This window comes from Providencia vermicola (assembly GCF_010748935.1).
Taxonomy (GTDB): Bacteria; Pseudomonadota; Gammaproteobacteria; order Enterobacterales; family Enterobacteriaceae; genus Providencia; species Providencia zhejiangensis.
The window spans coordinates 3,654,899-3,676,821 of the sequence record NZ_CP048796.1; the positions used below are offsets into that span (position 1 = coordinate 3,654,899).

At 42.4% G+C, this 21,923-nt stretch carries 25 protein-coding genes; 12 read left to right on the forward strand and 13 right to left on the reverse strand.

Features of this window, described 5'->3' with window-relative positions; genetic code table 11:
* Positions 1-78: 78 nt before the first annotated feature.
* The 6 genes from ibaG to mlaF all read right to left on the reverse strand — a co-directional run bounded on the left by ibaG (position 79) and on the right by mlaF (position 3,521).
* Positions 79-333, reverse strand: coding sequence for a BolA family iron metabolism protein IbaG (gene ibaG / locus G3341_RS16505; RefSeq protein ID WP_154624908.1), 255 nt, complete (start codon positions 331-333; stop codon positions 79-81).
* 138 nt (positions 334-471) lie between these two features.
* Positions 472-762, reverse strand: a complete 291-nt coding sequence (gene mlaB, locus G3341_RS16510; protein WP_154624907.1) for a lipid asymmetry maintenance protein MlaB — start codon at positions 760-762, stop codon at positions 472-474.
* 4 nt (positions 763-766) lie between these two features.
* A complete protein-coding gene (mlaC, locus tag G3341_RS16515) occupies positions 767-1,393 on the reverse strand; it encodes a phospholipid-binding protein MlaC (protein ID WP_163863000.1) in 627 nt (208 codons plus the stop codon).
* Between the two features lie 34 nt (positions 1,394-1,427).
* The gene (gene mlaD / locus G3341_RS16520; RefSeq protein WP_163863002.1) at positions 1,428-1,925 is read right to left on the reverse strand and encodes an outer membrane lipid asymmetry maintenance protein MlaD; all 498 of its coding nucleotides are present in this window, start codon (positions 1,923-1,925) and stop codon (positions 1,428-1,430) included.
* Between the two features lie 3 nt (positions 1,926-1,928).
* A complete protein-coding gene (mlaE, locus tag G3341_RS16525) occupies positions 1,929-2,711 on the reverse strand; it encodes a lipid asymmetry maintenance ABC transporter permease subunit MlaE (protein ID WP_154624904.1) in 783 nt (260 codons plus the stop codon).
* Positions 2,712-2,717: 6 nt separating this feature from the next.
* Complete coding sequence (gene mlaF / locus G3341_RS16530) at positions 2,718-3,521, reverse strand: phospholipid ABC transporter ATP-binding protein MlaF (protein WP_154624903.1); 804 nt, start codon at positions 3,519-3,521, stop codon at positions 2,718-2,720.
* Between the two features lie 483 nt (positions 3,522-4,004).
* On the opposite strand from mlaF, the gene kdsD reads away from it, so the two are divergent.
* From kdsD to rnk, 11 genes are all read left to right on the forward strand, one after another.
* The gene (gene kdsD, locus G3341_RS16535) at positions 4,005-4,973 is read left to right on the forward strand and encodes an arabinose-5-phosphate isomerase KdsD (protein WP_154624902.1); all 969 of its coding nucleotides are present in this window, start codon (positions 4,005-4,007) and stop codon (positions 4,971-4,973) included.
* A gap of 15 nt (positions 4,974-4,988) precedes the next feature.
* Entirely contained in the window at positions 4,989-5,549 is a 561-nt protein-coding gene (gene kdsC / locus G3341_RS16540; RefSeq protein ID WP_154624901.1) for a 3-deoxy-manno-octulosonate-8-phosphatase KdsC, read from the forward strand.
* Between the two features lie 15 nt (positions 5,550-5,564).
* On the forward strand, positions 5,565-6,158 hold the full coding sequence (gene lptC, locus G3341_RS16545) for an LPS export ABC transporter periplasmic protein LptC (protein WP_154624900.1): 594 nt from the start codon (positions 5,565-5,567) through the stop codon (positions 6,156-6,158).
* Positions 6,142-6,690, forward strand: coding sequence for a lipopolysaccharide ABC transporter substrate-binding protein LptA (gene lptA / locus G3341_RS16550; protein WP_154624899.1), 549 nt, complete (start codon positions 6,142-6,144; stop codon positions 6,688-6,690). Before lptC ends, lptA begins: the two co-directional genes overlap by 17 nt.
* A gap of 5 nt (positions 6,691-6,695) precedes the next feature.
* Complete coding sequence (lptB, locus tag G3341_RS16555) at positions 6,696-7,421, forward strand: LPS export ABC transporter ATP-binding protein (protein WP_154624898.1); 726 nt, start codon at positions 6,696-6,698, stop codon at positions 7,419-7,421.
* A gap of 165 nt (positions 7,422-7,586) precedes the next feature.
* Positions 7,587-9,032 carry an RNA polymerase factor sigma-54 gene (rpoN, locus tag G3341_RS16560; protein WP_154624897.1) on the forward strand — a complete coding sequence of 482 codons (1,446 nt, stop codon included), beginning with the start codon at positions 7,587-7,589 and terminating at the stop codon, positions 9,030-9,032.
* A 22-nt stretch (positions 9,033-9,054) separates the two neighbouring features.
* The gene (gene hpf / locus G3341_RS16565; protein WP_154624896.1) at positions 9,055-9,342 is read left to right on the forward strand and encodes a ribosome hibernation promoting factor; all 288 of its coding nucleotides are present in this window, start codon (positions 9,055-9,057) and stop codon (positions 9,340-9,342) included.
* Between the two features lie 102 nt (positions 9,343-9,444).
* Positions 9,445-9,912: a PTS IIA-like nitrogen regulatory protein PtsN gene (gene ptsN / locus G3341_RS16570; protein ID WP_154624895.1), complete on the forward strand. Its 468-nt coding sequence runs from the start codon at positions 9,445-9,447 to the stop codon at positions 9,910-9,912.
* Positions 9,913-10,080: 168 nt separating this feature from the next.
* Positions 10,081-10,932: an RNase adapter RapZ gene (gene rapZ / locus G3341_RS16575; RefSeq protein ID WP_154624894.1), complete on the forward strand. Its 852-nt coding sequence runs from the start codon at positions 10,081-10,083 to the stop codon at positions 10,930-10,932.
* A complete protein-coding gene (npr, locus tag G3341_RS16580) occupies positions 10,932-11,204 on the forward strand; it encodes a PTS phosphocarrier protein NPr (RefSeq protein ID WP_154624893.1) in 273 nt (90 codons plus the stop codon). The genes rapZ and npr overlap by 1 nt, the downstream gene beginning before the upstream one ends.
* 188 nt (positions 11,205-11,392) lie before the next feature.
* On the forward strand, positions 11,393-11,803 hold the full coding sequence (gene rnk / locus G3341_RS16585) for a nucleoside diphosphate kinase regulator (RefSeq protein ID WP_154624892.1): 411 nt from the start codon (positions 11,393-11,395) through the stop codon (positions 11,801-11,803).
* 124 nt (positions 11,804-11,927) lie between these two features.
* On the opposite strand, the gene G3341_RS16590 is transcribed toward rnk, so the two are convergent.
* Together G3341_RS16590 and pmbA are read right to left on the reverse strand one after the other, a co-directional pair.
* The gene (locus tag G3341_RS16590; RefSeq protein ID WP_163863004.1) at positions 11,928-12,449 is read right to left on the reverse strand and encodes a YcxB family protein; all 522 of its coding nucleotides are present in this window, start codon (positions 12,447-12,449) and stop codon (positions 11,928-11,930) included.
* Positions 12,450-12,534: 85 nt separating this feature from the next.
* The gene (gene pmbA, locus G3341_RS16595; protein ID WP_154624890.1) at positions 12,535-13,875 is read right to left on the reverse strand and encodes a metalloprotease PmbA; all 1,341 of its coding nucleotides are present in this window, start codon (positions 13,873-13,875) and stop codon (positions 12,535-12,537) included.
* 174 nt (positions 13,876-14,049) lie between these two features.
* Between pmbA and yjgA the strand changes: the two genes are divergently transcribed.
* Complete coding sequence (yjgA, locus tag G3341_RS16600) at positions 14,050-14,595, forward strand: ribosome biogenesis factor YjgA (RefSeq protein WP_163863006.1); 546 nt, start codon at positions 14,050-14,052, stop codon at positions 14,593-14,595.
* 384 nt (positions 14,596-14,979) lie between these two features.
* Here the strand turns inward: yjgA and G3341_RS16605 are convergent, their stop codons facing one another.
* From G3341_RS16605 to yhdP, 5 genes are read right to left on the reverse strand one after another with little or no spacing between them, the layout of a single operon-like run.
* Positions 14,980-15,288, reverse strand: coding sequence for a barstar family protein (locus tag G3341_RS16605; protein ID WP_154624888.1), 309 nt, complete (start codon positions 15,286-15,288; stop codon positions 14,980-14,982).
* A gap of 11 nt (positions 15,289-15,299) precedes the next feature.
* Positions 15,300-15,782: a ribonuclease domain-containing protein gene (locus tag G3341_RS16610; RefSeq protein ID WP_154624911.1), complete on the reverse strand. Its 483-nt coding sequence runs from the start codon at positions 15,780-15,782 to the stop codon at positions 15,300-15,302.
* Between the two features lie 23 nt (positions 15,783-15,805).
* On the reverse strand, positions 15,806-17,251 hold the full coding sequence (gene tldD, locus G3341_RS16615) for a metalloprotease TldD (protein ID WP_163863009.1): 1,446 nt from the start codon (positions 17,249-17,251) through the stop codon (positions 15,806-15,808).
* Positions 17,252-17,256: 5 nt separating this feature from the next.
* Positions 17,257-18,111: a deaminated glutathione amidase gene (gene nit1, locus G3341_RS16620; RefSeq protein WP_154624886.1), complete on the reverse strand. Its 855-nt coding sequence runs from the start codon at positions 18,109-18,111 to the stop codon at positions 17,257-17,259.
* Positions 18,111-21,905 carry an AsmA2 domain-containing protein YhdP gene (yhdP, locus tag G3341_RS16625; protein ID WP_163863010.1) on the reverse strand — a complete coding sequence of 1,265 codons (3,795 nt, stop codon included), beginning with the start codon at positions 21,903-21,905 and terminating at the stop codon, positions 18,111-18,113. Before yhdP ends, nit1 begins: the two co-directional genes overlap by 1 nt.
* Positions 21,906-21,923: the final 18 nt, after the last annotated feature.

Sequence of the window (21,923 nt, forward strand, 5' to 3'; positions counted from 1 at the left end):
TGCTATCTTTATTGACTCACTGCATGCAACCCGAGATAGTTTTGAGTATAGATTTTAAATACTGTTCGCAGTTTTTTATCAAAAACCGTTTAGCTTGCGGTCACGTGCCCAATCAGCTGGGGTATATGCCTTAATTGAAAGCGCATGAATACGGTTGTCCGCGATATACTCCATCAAAGGAGCATAAACAGCTTGCTGCTGCTTGACTCTGCTCATATTTTCAAACATGGCACCGACGGCAATAACCTGAAAGTGGCTGCCATCACCATTAACAATCACCTCATCCAGAGATAGCTTGTCCATCAATACTTGTTTTATTTCGTTGGTTTCCATATATGACTCAATTTTATCATCATCGATTTTGGTATAAATAGACGTCTATCCTAAAGGATCCGAAACAAATCTTAAACCAAAGAAAACGCCCCCGGTGCATAAAAACACGCAGAGGCGCTTTTTTTACACAAACTGACCTTAACTTAGCAATAATGACTTAACGCCATACAGTTCCATCAAGGTTGTTAAATTATCGCTCATTCCCACTATTTGTAGTGAGCGTTTTTGCTGCTCAAACTCACCTTTTAAACGGACCAACATAGCGAGTCCAGTTGAGTCAACGTGATCCAAGCCTGACACATCGATTTGCTCAACTTGGGATAACAAAGTCTCACGCTGCTCCCAAAATACGAGCAAAGACTCTCGGCCTAATGTGCCAGATAGTTTAACTGTTGACGATGCGGTGTCCCACGTAAGCGCATGACTCATGTGATTATTTCTCATCCAGAGTAATAGGTGCTTTCGCACTGATTTCTAACTGTTTTGTTAGACCATCAATACCTTGTTTACGTAAAATATCGCCCCATTCATTTTGCTTAGTGGTGATCATACTGACACCCTCTGCAATCATATCATAAGCTTGCCAGTGGCCTGTTTTGCTATTTTTACGCCATTGGAAGTCTAGGCGCACAGGCGGGCGACCATTAGGATCGATAATGGTGACTCGGATCGCGACGATATTTTTATCGCCAAGAGGCTGCTCTGGCGCTATTTGATACGTTTGACCATGGTACATCGCCAATGCTTGGCCATAGACTTGTTCAAGGTAAGCTTCAAAAGCGGCAAAATATGCTTCACGCTGTGCAGGCGTTGCATTTTTGTAGTAAGTTCCTAGTACGAGTGCTCCCGCATATTTAATTTGTACATAAGGCAGCAGCTCTTCACGAACAATAGTTCGTAAGTAGTTAGGATCTTTACGGATTTTAGGCTGTTCTTCCTTCAATCGTGTAAACGTTTTTTCAGCCGCTTCATCCATGAGTTTATAGGGGTTGGTTTGGTCAATCGCCATTGCAAATGGTGCAATCGCCAGCATGGCTATCATCATTAAGCGCTTAAACATAAATTATTCCTTCTAAATCCGTATTAATGTCGAATCAATTTGCTGTAGGATCAGCACCTTGACTATCTCCACTCTTATATAGGAACTGCCCTATCAGATCTTCTAATACCATCGCAGGTTTAGTATCTTCTAAGCGCCCCCCATCTTTAAGGGTTTCAATTCCTAATTCTTCACCAGAAGGGCCAATATTCATTGCAATATATTGTTCTCCTAGCAAACCAGAAGTACGAATAGATAACGAACTTGAATCTGGAATGTTGTCATACTCACTCAACAAATCAATTTTCACATCAGGCACATAGTTATCTTTATTCAGCGTAATGCTTGCAACTCTACCAATCACAACACCGCCCACTTTCACTGGGGAACCTTCTTTTAAGCCACCAATGTTTTCAAAAGAGGCAGAAACCTGATAGGTGGATTGACTACCAATTGACTTTAAATCAGCCACTTTTAGACATAGAAAAACAATTGCTGCAATTGCCAGCAGCATAAAACAACCTACCCATATTTCACTTTTTTTACTTTGCATGACTTAGTTCCCAAACATCAGTGCTGTAAGTACAAAATCTAGACCAAGAACCGCGAGTGATGCATGAACAACGGTTCGTGTTGTCGCTCGGCTTATCCCTTCCGATGTTGGGATAGCGTCATAGCCATTAAACAATGCAATCCAAGTGACTGTGATGGCAAAGACAAGGCTCTTGATAAAGCAATTCACAATATCCATGCGCCAATCAACAGAAGATTGCATTGAAGCCCAAAAAAAGCCTTCATCAATCCCTTTCCAATCAACGCCAACCAATGCACCACCGAGGATCCCTACTGCAACAAAGATAAGTGATAGCAATGGCATACTAATAAAGCCAGCCCAAAAACGCGGGGCAATCACTCGACGTAAGGGGTCGACAGCCATCATTTCAAGGCTTGATATTTGCTCAGTCGCTTTCATCAGGCCGATTTCAGCGGTTAATGCAGAGCCAGCACGCCCTGCAAACAGCAGTGCTGTCACGACAGGCCCTAATTCACGCAATAACGATAATGCCACCATCATTCCGAGACTGGCTTCAGCACTAAAGGTTGTTAGAACAAGATAGCCTTGTAACCCAAGCACCATACCAATAAATAGCCCTGAAACTGCAACTATTAACAATGATTGCACACCAACAGCGTACAATTGCCTAATTAACAGTGGCCATTGTTTGGAAAATTCGGGTTTTCCAAACAATGAACGAAACAGCATATAGCCGGCTCGCCCAAAAGCCGAAAAAATTTCAATCCACCGACGTCCGAAGGCAGCGATTGCCTCTACTATCATCTTATTTTACCCTAATAAATCAGCCAGATAATCATTGGCGGGGAAACGGAATGGTACAGGCCCGTCAGCAATACCATCTAAAAACTGCCTAACGCGTGGTTCTTGGTTATCTCTTAACTCATCACCAGTCCCTTGTGCAATCACATGCTGCTGAGCAACGATATAGGCATTGTCAGCAATACTAAGCACTTCTGGCACATCATGAGAAACCACCACACAGGTCACGCCTAATGCTTGATTCAGCTCATCAATCAATTTGACTAGCACGCCCATCGTAATGGGGTCTTGTCCAACAAAAGGCTCATCAAACATAATTAGCTCAGGGTCAAGTGCGATAGCTCGAGCCAAAGCTGCTCGTCTTGCCATCCCCCCCGATAACTCTGAAGGCATCAATTTTGCAGCCCCTCGTAAACCTACCGCTTCTAGCTTCATCATGACCGTAGTATGGATCAATGATTCCGGTAAGCGAGTATGTTCACGTAAAGGAAATGCTACGTTGTTAAAAACATCCATATCAGTAAACAGCGCCCCAGACTGGAACAACATGCTCATTTTTTTACGAGCCTGATACAGTTTTGAGCGTGATAATTCCGGAATATTATCACCATCGAACCAAATTTCACCTTGATTTGGGCGTAACTGGCCGCCAATAAGGCGTAATAGCGTGGTTTTCCCTATTCCCGATGGCCCCATAATTGCCGTTATCTTACCCCGTGGTACTGTTAGGTTAATATTTTCAAATATTTTCCTATTGCCACGAGTAAAAGACATGTCACGCACTTCGATTAAGTTGTCTGTCTTTGTTTGCATTTGTTTGATAGCCCGTCACATCATCAATTTTTATTTTCTCAAAGCGCTAGGCTCGCGATTTTACAGAAAAATAGACCAAAAATCGTCTAATATCACATCTGATTTTATTTATAGTATTATAACGTTCTAAATAGCGTTATTGGTGTGAAAAATGTGTTTTTTTATATCTAAAAGATACATACGACAACAGAATTATTAATAGTTAAACATTATTTTTGCGCAATTGAAGCAGATAGCTCTTAGACTTTAAAAATTTGTTATTCGTTGAGAATACTAAAGTTCATCATTCTTTATTTGGTTTATGATGCTAATGAATACCGAGAGCCACTGACTTAAGCTTTTGTTAATCTCCGCCAGTCATCATTGATTAAAATATAATTAATATTCGACTGATTTGACAAAGCACTTACTGATAGTAAGTATTCGTTATACAATTCGCGCTCGCTAATCCGATTAACTGAAAAGCTACGCATGGAACAGAAAATGTCAAACATCGATTTTCAGCAAGTAGGCAAAGAAGTTCTCCATATCGAAAGTGAAGGCCTAAAAAATTTAGAACAATATATCAACGATGATTTTACCCACGCTTGTCAGCGCATTTTTGCTTGCCAAGGAAAGGTCGTTGTTATGGGTATGGGAAAATCGGGTCATATTGGGCGAAAAATTGCAGCAACCTTGGCCAGTACAGGTACACCTTCTTTCTTTGTGCATCCTGGCGAAGCTAGCCATGGCGATCTGGGAATGATTACCCATAAAGACATTGTATTGGCAATTTCTAACTCTGGTGAATCGAGTGAAATCCTAGCGCTATTGCCTGTTTTAAAACGAATTAAAGTTCCATTGATCTGCATGACCAATAACCCTAATAGTAATATGGGTAAATATGCCGATGTTCACCTCTGCATAAAAGTGCCAAAAGAAGCGTGCCCATTAGGCTTGGCCCCTACCACAAGTACCACCGCAACGCTGGTGATGGGGGATGCATTAGCGATTGCCTTACTCACCGCGAGAGGCTTTACGCCGGAAGATTTCGCACTTTCTCACCCTGGTGGCGCACTTGGGCGCAAACTTTTATTATTAGTTCGTGATTTAATGAATGTCGGTGATGATATTCCTCATATTCCACAAACAGCGACGTTACGTGAAGCATTAATTGAGATTACTCGCAAAAAATTAGGCATGACTGTGATTTGTGATGACGAGATGAATATTGCTGGTATTTTTACAGATGGTGATTTGCGTCGCATCTTCGATATGGGTATTGATCTTAACAACGCAAAAATAGCCGATGTGATGACGCCAGGTGGCATCAAAATAACCCCGAATATGTTAGCGGTAGAAGCACTTAACCTTATGCAGTCTAAACATATTACTTCATTGATGGTCGCAGAAGGTAATAAGCTAGTCGGTGTTTTACATATGCATGACCTTTTACAAGCTGGTGTTGTATAAAGAAAAGGAATGATTATGGATCCGCACTTTCAGGACACGTGTTACGGTCCTGTAACCCAAAATGTTTTAAAAAAAGCCGCTAAGATTAAATTGTTAATCTGTGATGTCGACGGTGTCATGTCTGACGGCCAAATTTACATGGGAAATAACGGCGAAGAGCTGAAAGCATTTAACGTGCGTGATGGTTACGGTATTCGCTGTTTATTGACCTCGGGTATCGACGTGGCCATTATCACTGGCAGAAAGGCAAAATTGCTTGAAGATCGCGCAAAGACACTCGGTATTACATATCTTTACCAAGGACAGAGCGATAAGCTTTTGGCGTATCATGAACTGTTAGATACACTAAAAGTAAGCGCGGAAGAGACAGCCTATATCGGAGATGATCTTATTGATTGGCCTGTCATGGCAAAAGTTGGGCTATCTGTAGCGGTTGCTGATGCACACCCATTGCTACTACCAAAAGCCGATTACGTTACACGCATTGGTGGTGGTAAAGGAGCAGTTCGTGAACTTTGCGATTTGATCCTTATTGCTCAAAATAAACTGGAAGAAGCTAAAGGCTTATCGATTTAAAGAATAAAGACACCCATGAGTAACGCTAAAAAGTGGTTAATTATCCTGTTATCCTTGATAGCACTTGGCCTGATCGGTTGGAACCTCGCTGGTTATGATACCAGCACCCCAACAGCAGGCGTTATAGATAACAGTCAACCTAATTATCAAACTGATGATTCAGTGACATTCGTCTATAATCCAGCAGGTGATTTGGCCTATAAACTTGTATCAGATAAAATTGATAATTATACGGCAGACAAACTCACTTGGTTTACTAACCCTGTTTTGACAACTTATAACGAAGCAGGCGTACCGACATGGACTGTGCGGTCACTCAAGGCCAAACTGACGAATGATAGAGTGCTCTATTTGTATGACGATGTCCAAGTCGATAGTTTAAGCCCTGATTCACAAATTCAGCGAATTTCAACCCAAAGTGCTGTCGTTAATCTGATAACACAAGATGTTTCATCGGATGATAAAGTTACCATCATCGGGCAAGGCCTTAATTCTACTGGTTTAAAAATGCGCGGTAACCTGCGTTCAAGAACCGCAGAGTTAATTGAAGATGTAAAAACTCATTACGTGCTACAAAAAGAAGAGCAAAAAAATGAATCAAGTAAATAAAAAGCGTTTTATTCAAGGAGCCGTTGCCAGCGCAATTTTTGCTCTTAGCGTACCAGCTTCCGCATTAAAATCTGATACACAACAACCGATGACAATTAACTCAGTCAAGCAGTCCCTTGATTTAGAGAAAAATGTCACCACATTTACAGATGATGTTGTGATTAAACAAGGTTCTATTGATATCAGAGCCAATAAAGTCGTGGTTACGCGTCCTAGCAGTAACTCTGACAAAATTACGATAGAAGCGTTTGGTAATCCAGTAACGTTCTATCAACTACAAGATGATGGTAAGCCAATTAAAGGCCGAGCAGCGAAAGCACGCTACGAAGTGGATAAAGAACTGCTGACATTAACAGGTAATGCCTATCTTGAGCAGTTAGATAGCAATATTAAGGGTGATAAAATTACCTATATCGTGCCGACACAACAGATGGAAGCATTTAGCGATAAAGGCAAACGCGTCACCACAGTATTATTGCCATCACAGTTACAAGAGAAAGGCCCCGCGGCAAACAACGGAAAGAGTAAATAATCGTTATGGCGACATTAACCGCTGAGAATCTGGCAAAAGCCTATAAAAAACGCAAGGTCGTTGAAGATGTCAGCCTTGAGGTGAAGTCTGGTGAAATTGTTGGTTTACTTGGTCCTAATGGTGCGGGTAAGACGACCACCTTTTATATGGTGGTCGGAATCGTCCAGCGAGATGCAGGTAAGATTACCATTGATGGCGAAGATATTAGCCTGTTGCCTCTTCATGAACGCGCACGCCGTGGTATTGGCTATCTGCCTCAAGAAGCCTCAATTTTTCGCCGCTTGAGCGTTTATGATAACCTGATGGCAGTGCTAGAAATACGTCATGACTTAAATTCAGACCAACGTAAAACACGTGCTGAAGAGCTAATGGAAGAGTTTAGTATCACCCATTTGCGCGATAGTATTGGTCAATCGTTGTCAGGTGGGGAACGTCGCCGTGTTGAAATTGCTCGCGCATTAGCCGCGAATCCGAAATTTATCTTGTTAGATGAGCCGTTTGCTGGTGTTGACCCAATTTCAGTATTGGATATCAAAAAAATCATCCAACATTTACGTGACTATGGTCTGGGCGTGTTGATCACCGACCATAACGTGCGAGAAACACTCGATGTCTGTGAAAGAGCTTATATTGTGAGCCAAGGGCACCTGATAGCACACGGAACACCTGAGATGATCCTCGAAAATGAACAAGTCAAACGCGTTTATTTAGGGGAAGGCTTCCGTCTATAAGTTATTAGTCATAGACTCTAAAATAAGTCGAGCATCGCTAGGTGACAGAGACACGATTTGTTGAATGTCTTAATAAATCAGAAAGCAGGTCAACAACATTCGCTAGCGATACCGTCACTGGTTGTATGACAAATATATTTTTGAGATGGAGATAAAAGACCATTCATGAAGCAAAGTTTGCAGCTCAGAATCAGTCAGCAACTTGCAATGACACCCCAACTGCAACAGGCTATCCGCCTGTTGCAGCTCTCTACACTTGAGCTACAACAAGAAATCCAACTCGCTCTAGAAACCAACCCCCTTCTAGAACAAGAAGAAAATGCCAATGAATTAGATTCGCTGGATGACATCGATATCGACACTGATAGTAGCGAAATCGATACCAAAGATGCACTCGAAAAGGGTGATATGCCCGATGAGCTCCCACTGGATGCCAATTGGGATGAGATTTACACCGCTGGCACACCTTCAGGCACCAGCAACGACTACAGTTTCGATGAATTACCGGTCTACCAAGGGGAAACGACACAAACCCTACAGGACTATTTGCAGTGGCAATCCGAGTTAACTCCTTTTACCGATACGGATCGTGCTATTGCGACAGCAATTATTGATTCTATTGATGATTCAGGCTATCTCACCACATCAATTACCGATATCCATGAAGGTATTGATAACCCTGATATCACTTTGGAAGAAGTGAGCGCGGTTTTAAAACGAATCCAACATTTTGATCCCCTTGGAGTGGCGGCACAAGACCTTAAAGAATGTTTACTCATTCAGCTATCTCTCTATCCGAAAAATACCCCTGGGTTAGAGGAAGCTCGCACGATTATTCGCCAACACATCGATTTACTGGCAAATCGCGATTTTCGCCAGCTCACTAAGCTGACTCGATTAAAAGAAGATGCACTAAAAACCGCTATTGATCTGATATTGACGTTGAATCCCAAACCCGGCCAATCCATCAATACCGGAGAGTCTGAATATGTCATTCCTGATGTTTTAGTGAAAAAAATCAATGGACACTGGCAAGTTGAATTAAATACAGATAGCATCCCTAAACTAAGTATTAACAATCACTATGCTTCACTGATAAAAGATTCAGTAAGCGAAAGTGATTCACAGTATATTCGTAGCAATTTGCAGGATGCTAAATGGCTGATTAAGAGTTTGGAAAGTCGCAATGAGACCTTGTTAAAAGTCGCAACTTGCATTGTTGAACAGCAACAAGAATTTTTCGAACTCGGCGATGAATATATGAAACCCATGATATTGGCTGATATTGCTTATCAGGTCGATATGCATGAATCGACAATATCGAGAGTCACAACGCAAAAATATCTCCATAGCCCTAGGGGAATTTTTGAATTGAAGTATTTTTTCTCTAGCCATGTGAGTACCGATACTGGAGGAGAAGCTTCCTCAACGGCAATACGTGCGTTAGTGAAAAAACTGGTTGCTGCTGAAAATCCAGCAAAACCATTGAGTGACAGTAAATTGACCAGCATGCTGGCCGAACAGGGCATTCAGGTTGCTCGTCGAACTGTCGCTAAGTACCGTGAATCGTTATCTATTCCGCCCTCAAATCAACGTAAAAAGTTGGTTTAATTGACAAAGTAAGGAAGATTGTATGGAATTTCAGATTACTGGACACAATATCGAAGTCACCCCTGCATTGCGTGAAACTGTTGAGAAAAAAATCAAAAAATTGGAGCAATTATTTGATCGTATCAATGGTATTCAAGTCGTTTTAAAAGTTGAAAAAGTTCAGCAGATTGCTGAAGCAACTGTGCAGGTGAATGGTGCAGAACTCCATGCGTCAGCTGAAGAAAACGACATGTACGCAGCAATCGACCTACTGGTAGACAAATTGTCACGCCAGTTAACCAAACATAAAGAAAAACTGAGACAACACTAGTCTATTTATGGTGAAATCACTCAGTGATTTATGACCAATAAATAATTAAAACCAGATAGCGTACCCCGCTATCTGGTTTTGTAGTCCTAAGCGAACAATAAAATGAACAGTGATATAGAAATCCAATTAAGCGCCGTATTATCACCAGCCTGTACACGTAATAACCTTGTCTGTACTAGCAAGAAAAGGGCCCTCGAGATTATTAGTGAACTCGCTGCCGCAGAGTTGGGATTACCGGAAAATACGGTATTTGAAGCATTACTCACCAGAGAAAAAGTCGGAACAACAGGTATTGGTAGTGGGATCGCCATTCCTCACGGTAAGTTAGCAGAAGGTGAACATACGCAAGCTGTTGGCGTTTTTTTGCATCTTGAAGAGCCTATTGCCTTTGATGCCATCGACAATCAACCTGTCGATCTGCTTTTTGCATTACTTGTGCCTGCCGATCAGTGCAAAACACACCTGCACACGTTATCGTTAATCGCCAAAAAATTAGCAGACAAATCTTTTTGTAAGCGTCTAAGATCGGCACAAAGCGACGCTGAGCTATATAGTATTATTACTGAGTAATCTATAATTGAATGACTTTGTCATCACAGGGTTACATGTATATAAAATTTTGATATTTTCTATATAGCTGTACTGACATAAACTGTGATGTTTTAATAAGTAAGCAAAAGTTCGATTCAACTATCGAGATCATATGATCATCGAAAAGAAACAAAAGGGAGTTAGCTCATGGTGCTGATGATTGTCAGCGGCCGTTCCGGTTCGGGAAAATCCGTTGCCTTACGTGCGCTGGAAGATATGGGTTTCTATTGTGTGGATAACCTGCCGGTTGTGCTGCTTCCAGAACTGGCCAATTCACTCGCAGATCGTAATATTTCAGCCGCTGTGAGCATTGATGTGCGTAATATGCCCGATAACCCAGAGATCTTTGAAGAGGCATTAGATAGATTACCTGCTAGTTTTTCGCCTCAACTCTTGTTTCTGGATGCTGATCGCAACACATTAATTCGCCGCTATAGCGATACGCGTAGGTTACATCCTCTTTCCAGTAAAAATTTATCGCTAGAGAGTGCGATAGATGAAGAAAACGAGCTGTTAGAACCACTACGCTCTCGTGCTGATTTAGTGATAGACACCTCTGAAATGTCAGTGCATGAATTAGCAGAGATGTTGAGAACACGTTTAATGGGCAAACGTGAACGTGAGCTCACCATGGTGTTTGAATCTTTTGGTTTCAAACACGGTATCCCTATCGATGCGGATTATGTTTTTGATGTCCGCTTTTTACCCAATCCGCACTGGGATCCTAAATTACGCCCAATGACAGGGTTAGATCGCCCCGTTGCTGCATTCTTAGATAGGCATACTGAGGTCCATAACTTTATTTATCAAACACGCAGCTACCTAGAATTGTGGCTGCCAATGCTTGAAACAAATAATCGTAGTTATCTGACTGTCGCTATAGGCTGTACTGGCGGTAAACACCGTTCTGTTTATGTTGCTGAACAGCTAGCTGATTATTTTCGTTCCCGCGGCAAAAACGTACAGTCCCGCCACCGAACGTTAGAAAAACGGAAATAATGACACTAAAAGCGACCATCACCTTAAAAAACCGGCTTGGCATGCATGCTAGGCCGGCAATGTTACTTTATGAATTAGTTCAAAAATTTAACTCTAGAGTTATTTTACGCAATAATAATCATATCGAGGCTGAGGCGGATAGCGTTATTGCGATGTTGATGTTAGACTCAGAGCAAGGAAGTACCATTGATATTGAGGTTAGCGGCCCTGATGAAGATCAGGCTTTATCCGCGATAATTAACCTGTTCGAAAGTGGATTTGATGAAAGTTAGTATAATCAACCAATTATTTACGAACTAAATATCAGTTGTTTTACAACTATTGGCTCAGAGATCGTGATCATGATCTCTTCCTTTTGGAGCTTGAAGAGCCTAATATTTTATACAATTTTATCACAGCGACACCCCCTACCTTATTGGGTGGGGGGTGTTTGCTTTGTACGTCTCTATTGGAGTGTGGTATGACAAAGCCAACAATTATTATCAATGATTTAGATGCAGAGCGCCTAGACGCACTATTGGAACAAGCTGCTTATGCAGGTACCCCAGTTGCTGACGCATTGAATGATGAACTTGATCGTGCAGATATCCTGTCACCACAGGAAATTCCTGCTGACGTCGTCACAATGAACAGTACTGTGCGTTTTCTTGATTTAATCAGCAATGAAGAACGCACGCGTACGTTGGTTTATCCAGCATCATTAAAAGATAGTGCGGAACAACTCTCTGTAATGGCCCCCATTGGCGCTGCTTTACTTGGTTTACGTGTCAATGATGAGATCAGTTGGGCATTACCTAATGGTGTTGAAACTCGCGTTAGAGTACTTGAAATTATTTATCAGCCAGAAGCGGCTGGTGAGTTTCACCGTTAATGCCCCGATAACGCGCTAGTACTGTGTTAGGGCCCATAAGGGCGCCTAACACATTTTGCCTTACCGTATCACCTTCACTCTTTTCAATCCCCATTTCATCACTTCTAAAGATGGGTGACTCAACTCATTCCATCAACAAATTCGTGGCATGTTTTTTTACCATATGCACAAACTGTTGACTTTCCTCTGTCGATACAAAACAACGAGCAGGAATAATAATGGTACTGACACGGTCAAAAAACAGGTATAACAAGTCGCCATCTGTTCGGATAAACTTAAATTTTTCCCACTTGATAAATGAAGAGCCATATTCGCTGGTTTCATGAATGCCTTGTTCATCAAAATAATACTGCTTTTCAGAAAAAAGTAAGCTATCGGGATCAGGTATTGCACACCGAAAGGTCTGTAATATTCGAGCAGCTATAAATAAAAATAAGCACAGTGAAATAAGCAATGCCATCGAAATTTGGGCCAATGTGATGTTAAGCAGTTGCAACGCCACCACAAATACAACAATAAAAATGATAAACATCACCAAAGGAATGGACGAACTTTTCCCCTTATAAAAATAATTATTTTTATAGCAGTAGTTATTGAACCGTATATATTCATTACGATTTAATGTTACTCGAATGGGGTCTACCATATAAACATATCCTATTGTGAGCAAAAAACTGAGGAGCAATCGCTCCTCAGACTCCTTTATACAACAAATGCTCGCTATAATGCCATTATTGGCCTGCAATGCTCATTTCAGGCAGTAGTACTGAACCACACTGAATATTGCTTCGCGTTTCAATATCATCTGCGATAGTAACCATATTCGCCCACATCTCTTTGAGGTTACCCGCAATAGTAATTTCGCTCACTGGGTATTGGATCTCACCATTTTCGACCCAAAAACCGGAGGCACCACGCGAATAATCCCCCGTGATCCCACTGACTCCCTGCCCCATCAATTCAGTGACAATTAGGCCTGTGCCCATTTGTTTTAACAGCGCTTCAAATGATAAACCTTGCCCTGCAATGCGCCAGTTATGGATGCCCCCTGCATGCCCTGTACTTTGTAGCCCCAACTTTCTAGCTGAATAGGAAGTCATCAACCAAGTTTGCAGCACACCCTTTTCAATAATATTGCGCTCGGTAGTACGCACACCTTCACTATCAAATGGTGATGAGGCGAGTCCACCGATTAAATGAGGCTGTTCATTGATGGTTAGCCATTCAGGCAAAATTTGCTTGCCAAGGCTATCCAATAAGAAAGAGGATTTACGATAAATACTGCTACCGCTGATTGCCCCAACAAGATGACCAAACAGCCCTGTCGCCACTTCAGCAGCAAAAATAACGGGAGCCTTCATTGTTGGCAGCTTTCTTGGTGATAAGCGTGCCAATGTACGACGAGCGCACTCTTGCCCCACCCATTCTGGTGATTTCAAAGCACTCAAGCTGCGTCCAATGGTATAAGCATAATCGCGTTCCATATCACCATTTTGTTCCGCAATCACACAGCTCGACATAGAATAACGACTTGAACAATAGCTTTGTAGCATACCATGTGAGTTACCAAACACGCGAACACCATAATGACCATTAAAGCTGCCACCTTCCGTATTCACAATACGTGAATCGACCTGAAGCGCTGCCATCTCGGCTTGTGATGCTAACTTTATCGCTTCCTCTGGTGTAATGTCGCTAGCCTGAAATAATTGTAGGTCAGGCGCTTCAAAAGCGAGTAGTGATTTTTCAGCAGGGCCAGCACAAGGGTCTTCCGACGTATAACGAGCAATATCGACAGCGGCTTGTACTGTGCGTTCAATGGCTGCTGGGCTTAAATCGGTAGAAGACGCACTACCTTTACGTTGATTGTGATAAACCGTGATCCCCAGCGCCCCATCACTATTGAATTCAACATTCTCTACTTCACCTTGGCGGGTACTGACACTAATTCCAGTGCTTTTATTCACCGCGACTTCAGCCGCATCACAACGGCTTTTTGCAAAAGAGAGCGCTTGTGCGACCGCATCTTCCAGTTTTTTACGTTGTTCACTGACTTGTTCAGTTAAATTCATCGACTCAATCCACATAAAATGGGGTAAACCTGGCTTTTTTACACCAACTCACAAATGTCGGGTAGTCATCAGGGCTTTTTCCCAGTTACAATACATAATATATGAATGTTAACATCCACAACGCGGCAGGTCATGTAATTACATCGCTGCGTTCTGTAAAAAGGAAATTGAGATATGGCCAAACAGCCTGAAGACTGGCTGGATGATGTACCAGCGCCACAAGATGAAGACGATGATGAGATCATTTGGGTCAGTAAAAGTGAAATTAAGCGCGATGCTGAAATTCTAAAAAAACTGGGCGCGGAGCTCGTTGAATTAAGCAAAAGTGAACTTGAGCGCATTCCACTCGATGCTCAGTTACTTGAATCCATTGAACTGGCACAAAAAATTAAGCGTGAAGGTCGCCGTCGTCAACTGCAATATATTGGCAAGTTGCTACGTTCCCGTGATGTTGATCCTATTACTGAAGCATTAGATAAACTAAAAAATCGTCATAACCAGCAGGTTGTCATTCTACATAAGCTTGAGGACCTACGTATTCGCCTTGTTGAAGATGGCGACAGTGTGATTGAAGAAGTGGTTACTCTATTCCCTCATGCAGATAGACAACAGCTCAGAGCGCTCGTGCGCAACGCCAAGAAAGAACGTGAAAGTAACAAACCGCCGAAAGCTTTCCGTCAAATCTTCCAATACCTAAAAGAGCTATCTGAAAGCGCGTAAATTATCCTCCCCTATACCGAGTGAGATATAGGGGAAGATGTCAAAAATAGTGTCCCTCTAAGCACTACTTCGCTTCTTTTATATCAACGTCATATGCACCCATAATACCTTTTTAAGGTTCTCTATGGGGATGGCTGCCTCAATAATCGTTGACTCCTCAAAGAGCCCGTCAATTACCAATATATCCCAATTTTTGATCTCTCATCGTGCTTGAGCCCCCCACTTATCGACGGGAGGAGGGGCGGAGGATCATGATTTAAAAAATTAGCGATATCTTATCGTTTGGGGAAATTTTTGTGGGATCTTAGTATGGCTTTCTTCCATACATCGCATTGAAAAGAGCGTTTTTAGCTGAGAAAAATGGGAAGCAGATTTTCTCAATAGTTAGATCTGTTTTTCACAGCCTGATTGTTCATCATCATTTTCACACACAAATATTAGGTCATCCCCCCATAAATCATGCGCATCGTGCATCATCGCGATGATATCGTCAAACGTCGATTTTTGCTCATCGCTAAGATGAGTAAAGACGATAGTAACAGGCAATTCGATACCTGCTGACACACTATCCCACAACGCATCAAGGTTTTTACCAAACCAATCTGGCAATGAAAATTGCAGCTCAAATTGGCGATAAAAATCCTCAATGCTACTAATTTGTTGAAAATTAAAGATAACAACAGGACGGCTCATATCAATACTCTTTAATTAATTTCTTGAAAGCTTTTGTAGTGATCTCGCGTGATATAAATCATGCCATCTGAGGAGTATAGCAAACGGTCGGCACCGCGATGCCCACAGTTATAATTCAGATCAGCTTCATACCATTGGCGATTTGGTGCAATAGGTAAACGCTGTTCACGATTTGAAAAACGGTCACCACCGATAGCTTTACCTGGGAGCACATCACACAAGTTGCCTTGCTTAGGGTTCCATCCTGCCCGACGAGCTTCCTTTTTAGTGACATAAAAACGGGGCAATTGATGGTGTTTTTGCATATACCCCACCACATTGGCTTGTTTTGTTAGCTCATCTATTTGTTGAACATGTTGATTCTGTATTGCTTGCTCTGATGTTGAAGCAGGCTTTTCAGCCTGCTTTTTCTCTTGTTGCTCGCCCGCATTAAAATATAAGCTAAGTGCGATCAACACAGCCATCAACAGCATAGAAATAATACGTTTATTCATCATTACCCTCCTTGGCTTCTCGTTTAAGCTGTACCACCAACGGTCATTTTATCCAGTTTCAGTGTCGGCTGCCCAACCCCAACAGGAACACTTTGCCCTTCTTTACCACACACGCCAACCCCTTTATCAAGCGCAAGGTCGTTGCCTACCATGGAAATTTGCTGCATGGCTTCAACGCCAGAGCCAATCAAAGTTGCGCCTTTAACAGGCGAGGTAATTTTACCCTTTTCAATGAGATAGGCTTCAGATGTGGAGAAAACAAACTTACCCGAAGTGATATCGACTTGGCCACCACCAAAATTAGGTGCATAAATGCCTTTATCCACACTAGCAATAATATCCTCAGGTGTTGAAGAGCCTGCTAGCATATAGGTATTCGTCATACGCGGCATCGGTAAATGCGCATACGATTCACGCCGAGCATTCCCTGTTGGCGCAACCCCCATCAAACGTGCATTCAACTTATCTTGAATATAATTTTTCAAGACTCCGTTTTCAATCAACACATTATATTGACCAGGAACACCTTCATCATCAATAGCTAAGGACCCTCGGCGACCTGCGATGGTTCCATCATCAACAACAGTGCAAAGCGGAGAGGCGACCAATTCACCAATTTGCCCAGAGAACACAGAAGTGCCACGGCGGTTAAAGTCACCTTCTAAACCATGCCCAACCGCTTCGTGAAGGAGGACTCCCGGCCAGCCCGCGCCCAATACAACAGGCATCATACCCGCAGGCGCAGCTATTGCAGATAAATTAACCAGCGCCATACGCACCGCTTCTTTAGCATACTGCTCTGCTAGCACCTGACCTTGATGAATTCCAAGGAAATACTCATAGCCGTAGCGACCACCACCGCCACTACCGCCACGCTCGCGCTTACCTTCATGTTCCACTAGCACACTGACTGATAAACGAACCAGGGGGCGAATATCAGCCGCTAATGTTCCATCAGTCGCAGCAACGAGTACCTGCTCATAAACACCCGTAAGGCTTGCATTAACTTCGATCACGCGAGGATCTTCCGCTCGGGCTACCTGATCGACGCGATGCAATAAGGCAATTTTTTCTTCGCGAGATAAGCTTTGTAGTGGGTCCGTTGCCGAGTATAGCTTCTTGTAATCTACCTCGGTTAAAATCTGTGATTTGCCATGACCTTGTTCGTTAACAATGCTACGTGCAGCTGTCGCACTTTGTTGTAATGCCATCAACGAAATCTGATCTGCATAGGCAAATCCTGTTTTTTCACCATTTACAGCTCGAACACCAACACCTTGGTCAATATTATAAGAGCCATCTTTGATAATACGATCTTCTAACACCCATGCTTCGTGATAGCTCGATTGAAAATAAAGATCGGCATAATCGAGCTTACGCTCAGATAATAAACCTAATGTGTCATACAGTTTTTGGTGGTCAAGACCATTGGCAGCCAGCAAATGTTCGCTGACAGAAGCTAAACTCATAGTGTTTACTCTTTTTCTGTTTCTTTTTTAATCAATGACGTTAGTTGCGGTCTAAAGCGGTTATGTTTTACCACTCGAATTTGCTCCCGCATCCCATGTAGACTCTCTGTTTGAATATTTAAAACTGTTGAAGCGACAGCATCAACATTCTTTTTCATTACTTTGCCCCAGCCATCAACGGCTAAGGTATGTCCCCATGTTCTACGGGTTCCATGCACACCAACCTGAGCAGGTGCGAGTATAAAGCATTGGTTCTCAATCGCTCTTGCTCTTAACAATGGCTCCCAATGTGCTTTGCCGGTATAACGTGTGAAAGCGGCAGGGACAGAAATAATTTCAGCACCTTGCTCACGCAAAGCCTGAAATAAGCCAGGGAAACGAAGATCATAACAAATCGTCATCCCTAAGCGACCGACGGGTGTATCCACCACTGTAATGTGTTCGCCGCGCTGATAAATCACAGACTCATTATAAGTCCCCTGTTCATCTTCAATATTCACGTCAAACATATGAATTTTGTCATAACGCGCCTGAATTTTTCCTTGGGAGTCGATTAAAATACTGCTGCTCGTAATCCGCTCAGGATCTTCACGGCTAATCAATGGCATTGAACCAATGAGGATCCATACCTTATAGCGTTTTGCCATCGTCGCGATAGCTTCTTGCAGAGGACCTTGTCCTTCTATTTCAGCTTGCTTACGGTAAGTCGCCGCATCCGCAAACAACAATGCATTTTCAGGTGTCAATACTAGCTCAACAGTCTCTGGCAACTGCTTAATTTGCTGCTCAATCTGTGCCAAATTATGTTTAGTATTTTTACCGCTGCATAACTGCAAAAGTGCAACATTGCCATTTTTCATTACTCTTGAGTCTCCTTTAGCTGACGCAATACTTCATCAATTTTTGGTTCATCCAAGCTTCCTGTTACACGATAACGTATTACAGAAATTTTGCTCCATAACGGACCAAGGACTTTTGATGCAGCAAATACTGCTGCTCCTGCAAATGGGTTAACTGCAAATGCTGTTGCTACTCCTACTGTAGCAGATATTTCGGGAGTCACTACTGCTTCACCATTAATTTGGCGTTTCACCAAATCAATTTCCCCACTTAACGCAATATCTGCCACTAACCCATCAATGTATACATCTTTTGTTGATAGGATACCATTATGGATCTTGGCGCTGCCTTTAATTGAATCAAAGTCGAAGTCATTACTGAAGGTATCGCGAAAATCAAATTGAAGCTTGCGCAATAGTGCATCAAAGCTCACAAGGCGTAACAACTGCCCAGCTCTTCCCCCGCCCATTTTAGCAATCGCACCTTTACCTAGCTTGGTCGACAATTTGCCATCAAGGGTGGCAATATCTGGAGACCATGGAACATCTTGCCAGTTTAATTGAAAGTCAATGGTATAAGGTGCATCAATAATTGGCACTAAAACACCATAGTAGGCTGCCGTATTATCAAATTGCTCGCCGCTTAGTGAGCCTGCAATCTGTGTCCGATTTTGTTGGCCACTTTGCCAAACTGCATCTAATTTTAATTGATTGACGCTATTGGTTAATGTTCCACCACTCAGTTGCAAGGTATTACCTTGAGGCAGCAAGTGAGCGTTGATCTTGCCTAACTTTTGTCCACCTGCCCAACAATCTTGGCAATGAATCGTCATTTCAGGCCAATAGCTAAAATCAAATGAAGCGCTATCATTACTGCTCGTGGTTTGTTGTCCCGGAAATGCGGTTGGATTGTAATACAGATAATCGATATTTAGTGCCCATGGTTGATTAGCAAAGATCTGGAGTTCACCTTTCAGGTTTTCGCTTGAAACCTTTATCAGTTGCTCTTCAGCTAACAAGCTGAATGAAAGATCTATGTTTTTCCATGCCTGACCACCTAAAGACAGGGAAGGTGTTTTCACCGTCACCGTCTCAGGTAAGCGAATATCGAATGGCTGACTCTTTTGTTTTGGTGAAAATAGGGTATCAAGGGTTTTAAACCAATTTGGGTTAGTGATAGGCGGTAAATCTGCCAATAACGTCGATGACTTAGGTAATTCGGGGGCTTTTCCCTGCCATTGAGCGACTGTCGCTTTATCTAACCCTAATTTCGTTCCACTCAAATCCCATTGGCTATTAAAACCAACACGTTGACCAATATCACCGCCAATCACAAGGTGGTCCGTTGAGCCTTGAGCCGTCGCATTCATTGAACCTAACTCTTTTAATAAATGGTCATCCAAAGCAGGTAAACGACTTTTTAATTTATCTAGCCCTGCCTTGAAAGCGACTTTCAGTGCCATTTTTTCGCTTGCCGCATTCGGTAATAATATTTCAATTTGGCTGCTCCAATCACTGCTGCCAGCAAGCTTTTGTTTTATGGAGTCAGGCAATTGCGCAATCTTTGCGAGTTCCCAATTTCCTTTCAAATCCACATTTACTTGATAATTTTTGGGGTTATCCTGAGTGGAAAAGTCTATTGCTACCGGCTGACCAAACCAATGCCCTGCTAACCTGTTGCCAACTAAGTTGCCATTATTGAATTGGAAACTTCCACTTAGCGCCGTCAGTTTGCTCGCAATTGGCTTAATAAATAGGTCGTTTTTATCTAAATAAACCTGCCCTTTGGCAACCACCTCTTTACCTGCCGATAGTGGAATGGATAATCCAAGCTCCCCTTTCACACTACCGCCAATTTGTAATTCGTCTAGTGTGTCACCAATCGAGTGTTTCATTGGTGTTGTGGTGAAATATTGTTGAATTTGAGAACCTGTCCCCGCGAGATCCGCATTAATAAACAGCATCTCATCTTGATATTCAGGAATGTCTGCCGTTAAATTTGTCGCAATCGCATCGCCCAATTTAACTTTTTCGGCACGCATCGCCAAACTGGAACGTTGGAAATCAAGATTAATATCAAGGTCAAATAGCGCAGGCCAGCCTTCATCATATTCAAACGTGGCATTATGTAATGGTACGAATACCTGAAACTGTCCATCGTTACCATAAAATGGAAAATGTGCAGGGTCCCCTTTAAACACCAGAGTAGCTTCATCGACTTTCCCTGCAATGATGGCTTTGGATAAGTAATCCGCTAGCTCTTGCCCCATCAGTTTTTGAGGGAAATAGCGCCATGCATCACCAGCATCAGTCACACTAATGCCAGCTAATATGCTCAGGTCACTCTCATCACGCTTTTTCGAGGTTAAAAAGTTAAATTGGCCGTTAGCCCAGACTGAGATAGCTTGGATATCAATGCTATCGCTCCATAGTCTGAACTGGCTGTCATCATTTTGCCAATAAAAACGCCCAACCGCCTTGCTCACTTTAAACGGCGCTTTAAATTCTGGCTCATAGTCAACTTCACTATTTTCTAGTGAGGCATCCAAAACACCTCGTTGCATATTGCCCACTAAAACCCCGGTAAAGTGGTCAACTGAAGGCAATTGCTTCCATTTTTTCCAGCTAACATTCTGCCAGTCCATATCGATTTGCGTATGGTCGAGTTGTTCTGGCGTGATATCCAAAGAAAAAGCAGATAACACCCCTTTAGGTTGGCGGTGCTGCCAATCTTGTACCGTTTCAGGAGTTACAAATGAGAACGTGGGTAATACTTCACTTAAGCGTTCTAGCTCAATATTTTTAGCTCGGATACGCCAATGGTCTTGTTGGTTATATTTCATCGATGAGGGAAGATACAGCACCGAAACACTGCCATTTGGCCAAATATATTCGTTTGTTTTTAATGTATTTAGCTCAGGAATGTTAAATAACCATCCTTCACCCTGTCTTCTCATTCGAATCAATAAATCATTAACTTGTAGGTTCTGGGCTAAAGGAGCCTCTCCCCAGTTGGCTTCACCTTGGCGTAACTGTAGTAACCCGCTATCAATACGATTATTTTTAATACTCACCCAAGAAGATAAGCTGAAATTAGCGTCGCGTAATCCTGTATTTTCGCGTAACCACCGGCTAAGCCATGGTTGCATATCAATGTTATCGGCTTGCAGATAGACAGTGCCGTCACTCAAGATGCCATTTTTATCTTTCACATCCAGTTTGACCTGCAAAAAACCATGCTGCTTATTAATCGTCTCTAGGCTAACAAAGCCTTGAGCACGATGACGCTCTTGTTCATTAAGCCATGTTAACTCAGGTAAAATAAGCGTCGTTTTTTGTTCTGAAGGAGTGAGAAATGTGAGTTGGCTATTTTTCAGCGTAAAATGATTAAACTGTTTTAAAAATAGCCCTTCAATGCCGTCGCTATCGATCGGTTCAGCGCTGCCTTCGAAACTAAAAGGCACCTTATAATCCACATCAAGTTGATAAAAGGTAATATCTCGAAAACGCCATGTTAAAGAAAGAATAGAGCGCCAAATATCCAGTTCAATCGCAATTTTGCTGGCTGTTGCATCAACCTCAGGGTTATGAACAACCACATCCCTCAAGGTAAAAACAGGTCCAAAAGATTGCCAAGCACCTTCTATCTCACCAATTTGTAGTGAGATATCAGTATTTTTTTCAATATAAGCAATAATGCCTTGCTGATAATGATTAACATTCGGTAAGAAGAAACGTAGCCCTGTTAACAGCAATGCACAAAGCAGCAGCACGATAGCCGTGGTCATCCATACTACTCTTGGCAGTCGTTTCACCCGTTTCTCCTTCAAGTA

Excerpts from the sequence above, each read along its gene's own strand:
- mlaF (WP_154624903.1), bottom strand. The coding sequence starts at position 3,521 with ATGCAAACAAAGACAGACAACTTAATCGAAGTGCGTGACATGTCTTTT.
- yjgA (WP_163863006.1), top strand. The coding sequence starts at position 14,050 with ATGGCCAAACAGCCTGAAGACTGGCTGGATGATGTACCAGCGCCACAA.
- nit1 (WP_154624886.1), bottom strand. The coding sequence starts at position 18,111 with ATGAAAAATGGCAATGTTGCACTTTTGCAGTTATGCAGCGGTAAAAAT.
- pmbA (WP_154624890.1), bottom strand. The coding sequence starts at position 13,875 with ATGAATTTAACTGAACAAGTCAGTGAACAACGTAAAAAACTGGAAGAT.
- lptA (WP_154624899.1), top strand. The coding sequence starts at position 6,142 with ATGAATCAAGTAAATAAAAAGCGTTTTATTCAAGGAGCCGTTGCCAGC.
- mlaB (WP_154624907.1), bottom strand. The coding sequence starts at position 762 with ATGAGTCATGCGCTTACGTGGGACACCGCATCGTCAACAGTTAAACTA.
- G3341_RS16605 (WP_154624888.1), bottom strand. The coding sequence starts at position 15,288 with ATGAGCCGTCCTGTTGTTATCTTTAATTTTCAACAAATTAGTAGCATT.
- G3341_RS16590 (WP_163863004.1), bottom strand. The coding sequence starts at position 12,449 with ATGGTAGACCCCATTCGAGTAACATTAAATCGTAATGAATATATACGG.
- rpoN (WP_154624897.1), top strand. The coding sequence starts at position 7,587 with ATGAAGCAAAGTTTGCAGCTCAGAATCAGTCAGCAACTTGCAATGACA.
- lptB (WP_154624898.1), top strand. The coding sequence starts at position 6,696 with ATGGCGACATTAACCGCTGAGAATCTGGCAAAAGCCTATAAAAAACGC.
- mlaE (WP_154624904.1), bottom strand. The coding sequence starts at position 2,711 with ATGATAGTAGAGGCAATCGCTGCCTTCGGACGTCGGTGGATTGAAATT.
- rnk (WP_154624892.1), top strand. The coding sequence starts at position 11,393 with ATGACAAAGCCAACAATTATTATCAATGATTTAGATGCAGAGCGCCTA.
- mlaC (WP_163863000.1), bottom strand. The coding sequence starts at position 1,393 with ATGTTTAAGCGCTTAATGATGATAGCCATGCTGGCGATTGCACCATTT.
- mlaD (WP_163863002.1), bottom strand. The coding sequence starts at position 1,925 with ATGCAAAGTAAAAAAAGTGAAATATGGGTAGGTTGTTTTATGCTGCTG.
- ptsN (WP_154624895.1), top strand. The coding sequence starts at position 9,445 with ATGAACAGTGATATAGAAATCCAATTAAGCGCCGTATTATCACCAGCC.
- lptC (WP_154624900.1), top strand. The coding sequence starts at position 5,565 with ATGAGTAACGCTAAAAAGTGGTTAATTATCCTGTTATCCTTGATAGCA.
- rapZ (WP_154624894.1), top strand. The coding sequence starts at position 10,081 with ATGGTGCTGATGATTGTCAGCGGCCGTTCCGGTTCGGGAAAATCCGTT.
- kdsD (WP_154624902.1), top strand. The coding sequence starts at position 4,005 with ATGTCAAACATCGATTTTCAGCAAGTAGGCAAAGAAGTTCTCCATATC.
- ibaG (WP_154624908.1), bottom strand. The coding sequence starts at position 333 with ATGGAAACCAACGAAATAAAACAAGTATTGATGGACAAGCTATCTCTG.
- tldD (WP_163863009.1), bottom strand. The coding sequence starts at position 17,251 with ATGAGTTTAGCTTCTGTCAGCGAACATTTGCTGGCTGCCAATGGTCTT.
- npr (WP_154624893.1), top strand. The coding sequence starts at position 10,932 with ATGACACTAAAAGCGACCATCACCTTAAAAAACCGGCTTGGCATGCAT.
- kdsC (WP_154624901.1), top strand. The coding sequence starts at position 4,989 with ATGGATCCGCACTTTCAGGACACGTGTTACGGTCCTGTAACCCAAAAT.
- G3341_RS16610 (WP_154624911.1), bottom strand. The coding sequence starts at position 15,782 with ATGAATAAACGTATTATTTCTATGCTGTTGATGGCTGTGTTGATCGCA.
- hpf (WP_154624896.1), top strand. The coding sequence starts at position 9,055 with ATGGAATTTCAGATTACTGGACACAATATCGAAGTCACCCCTGCATTG.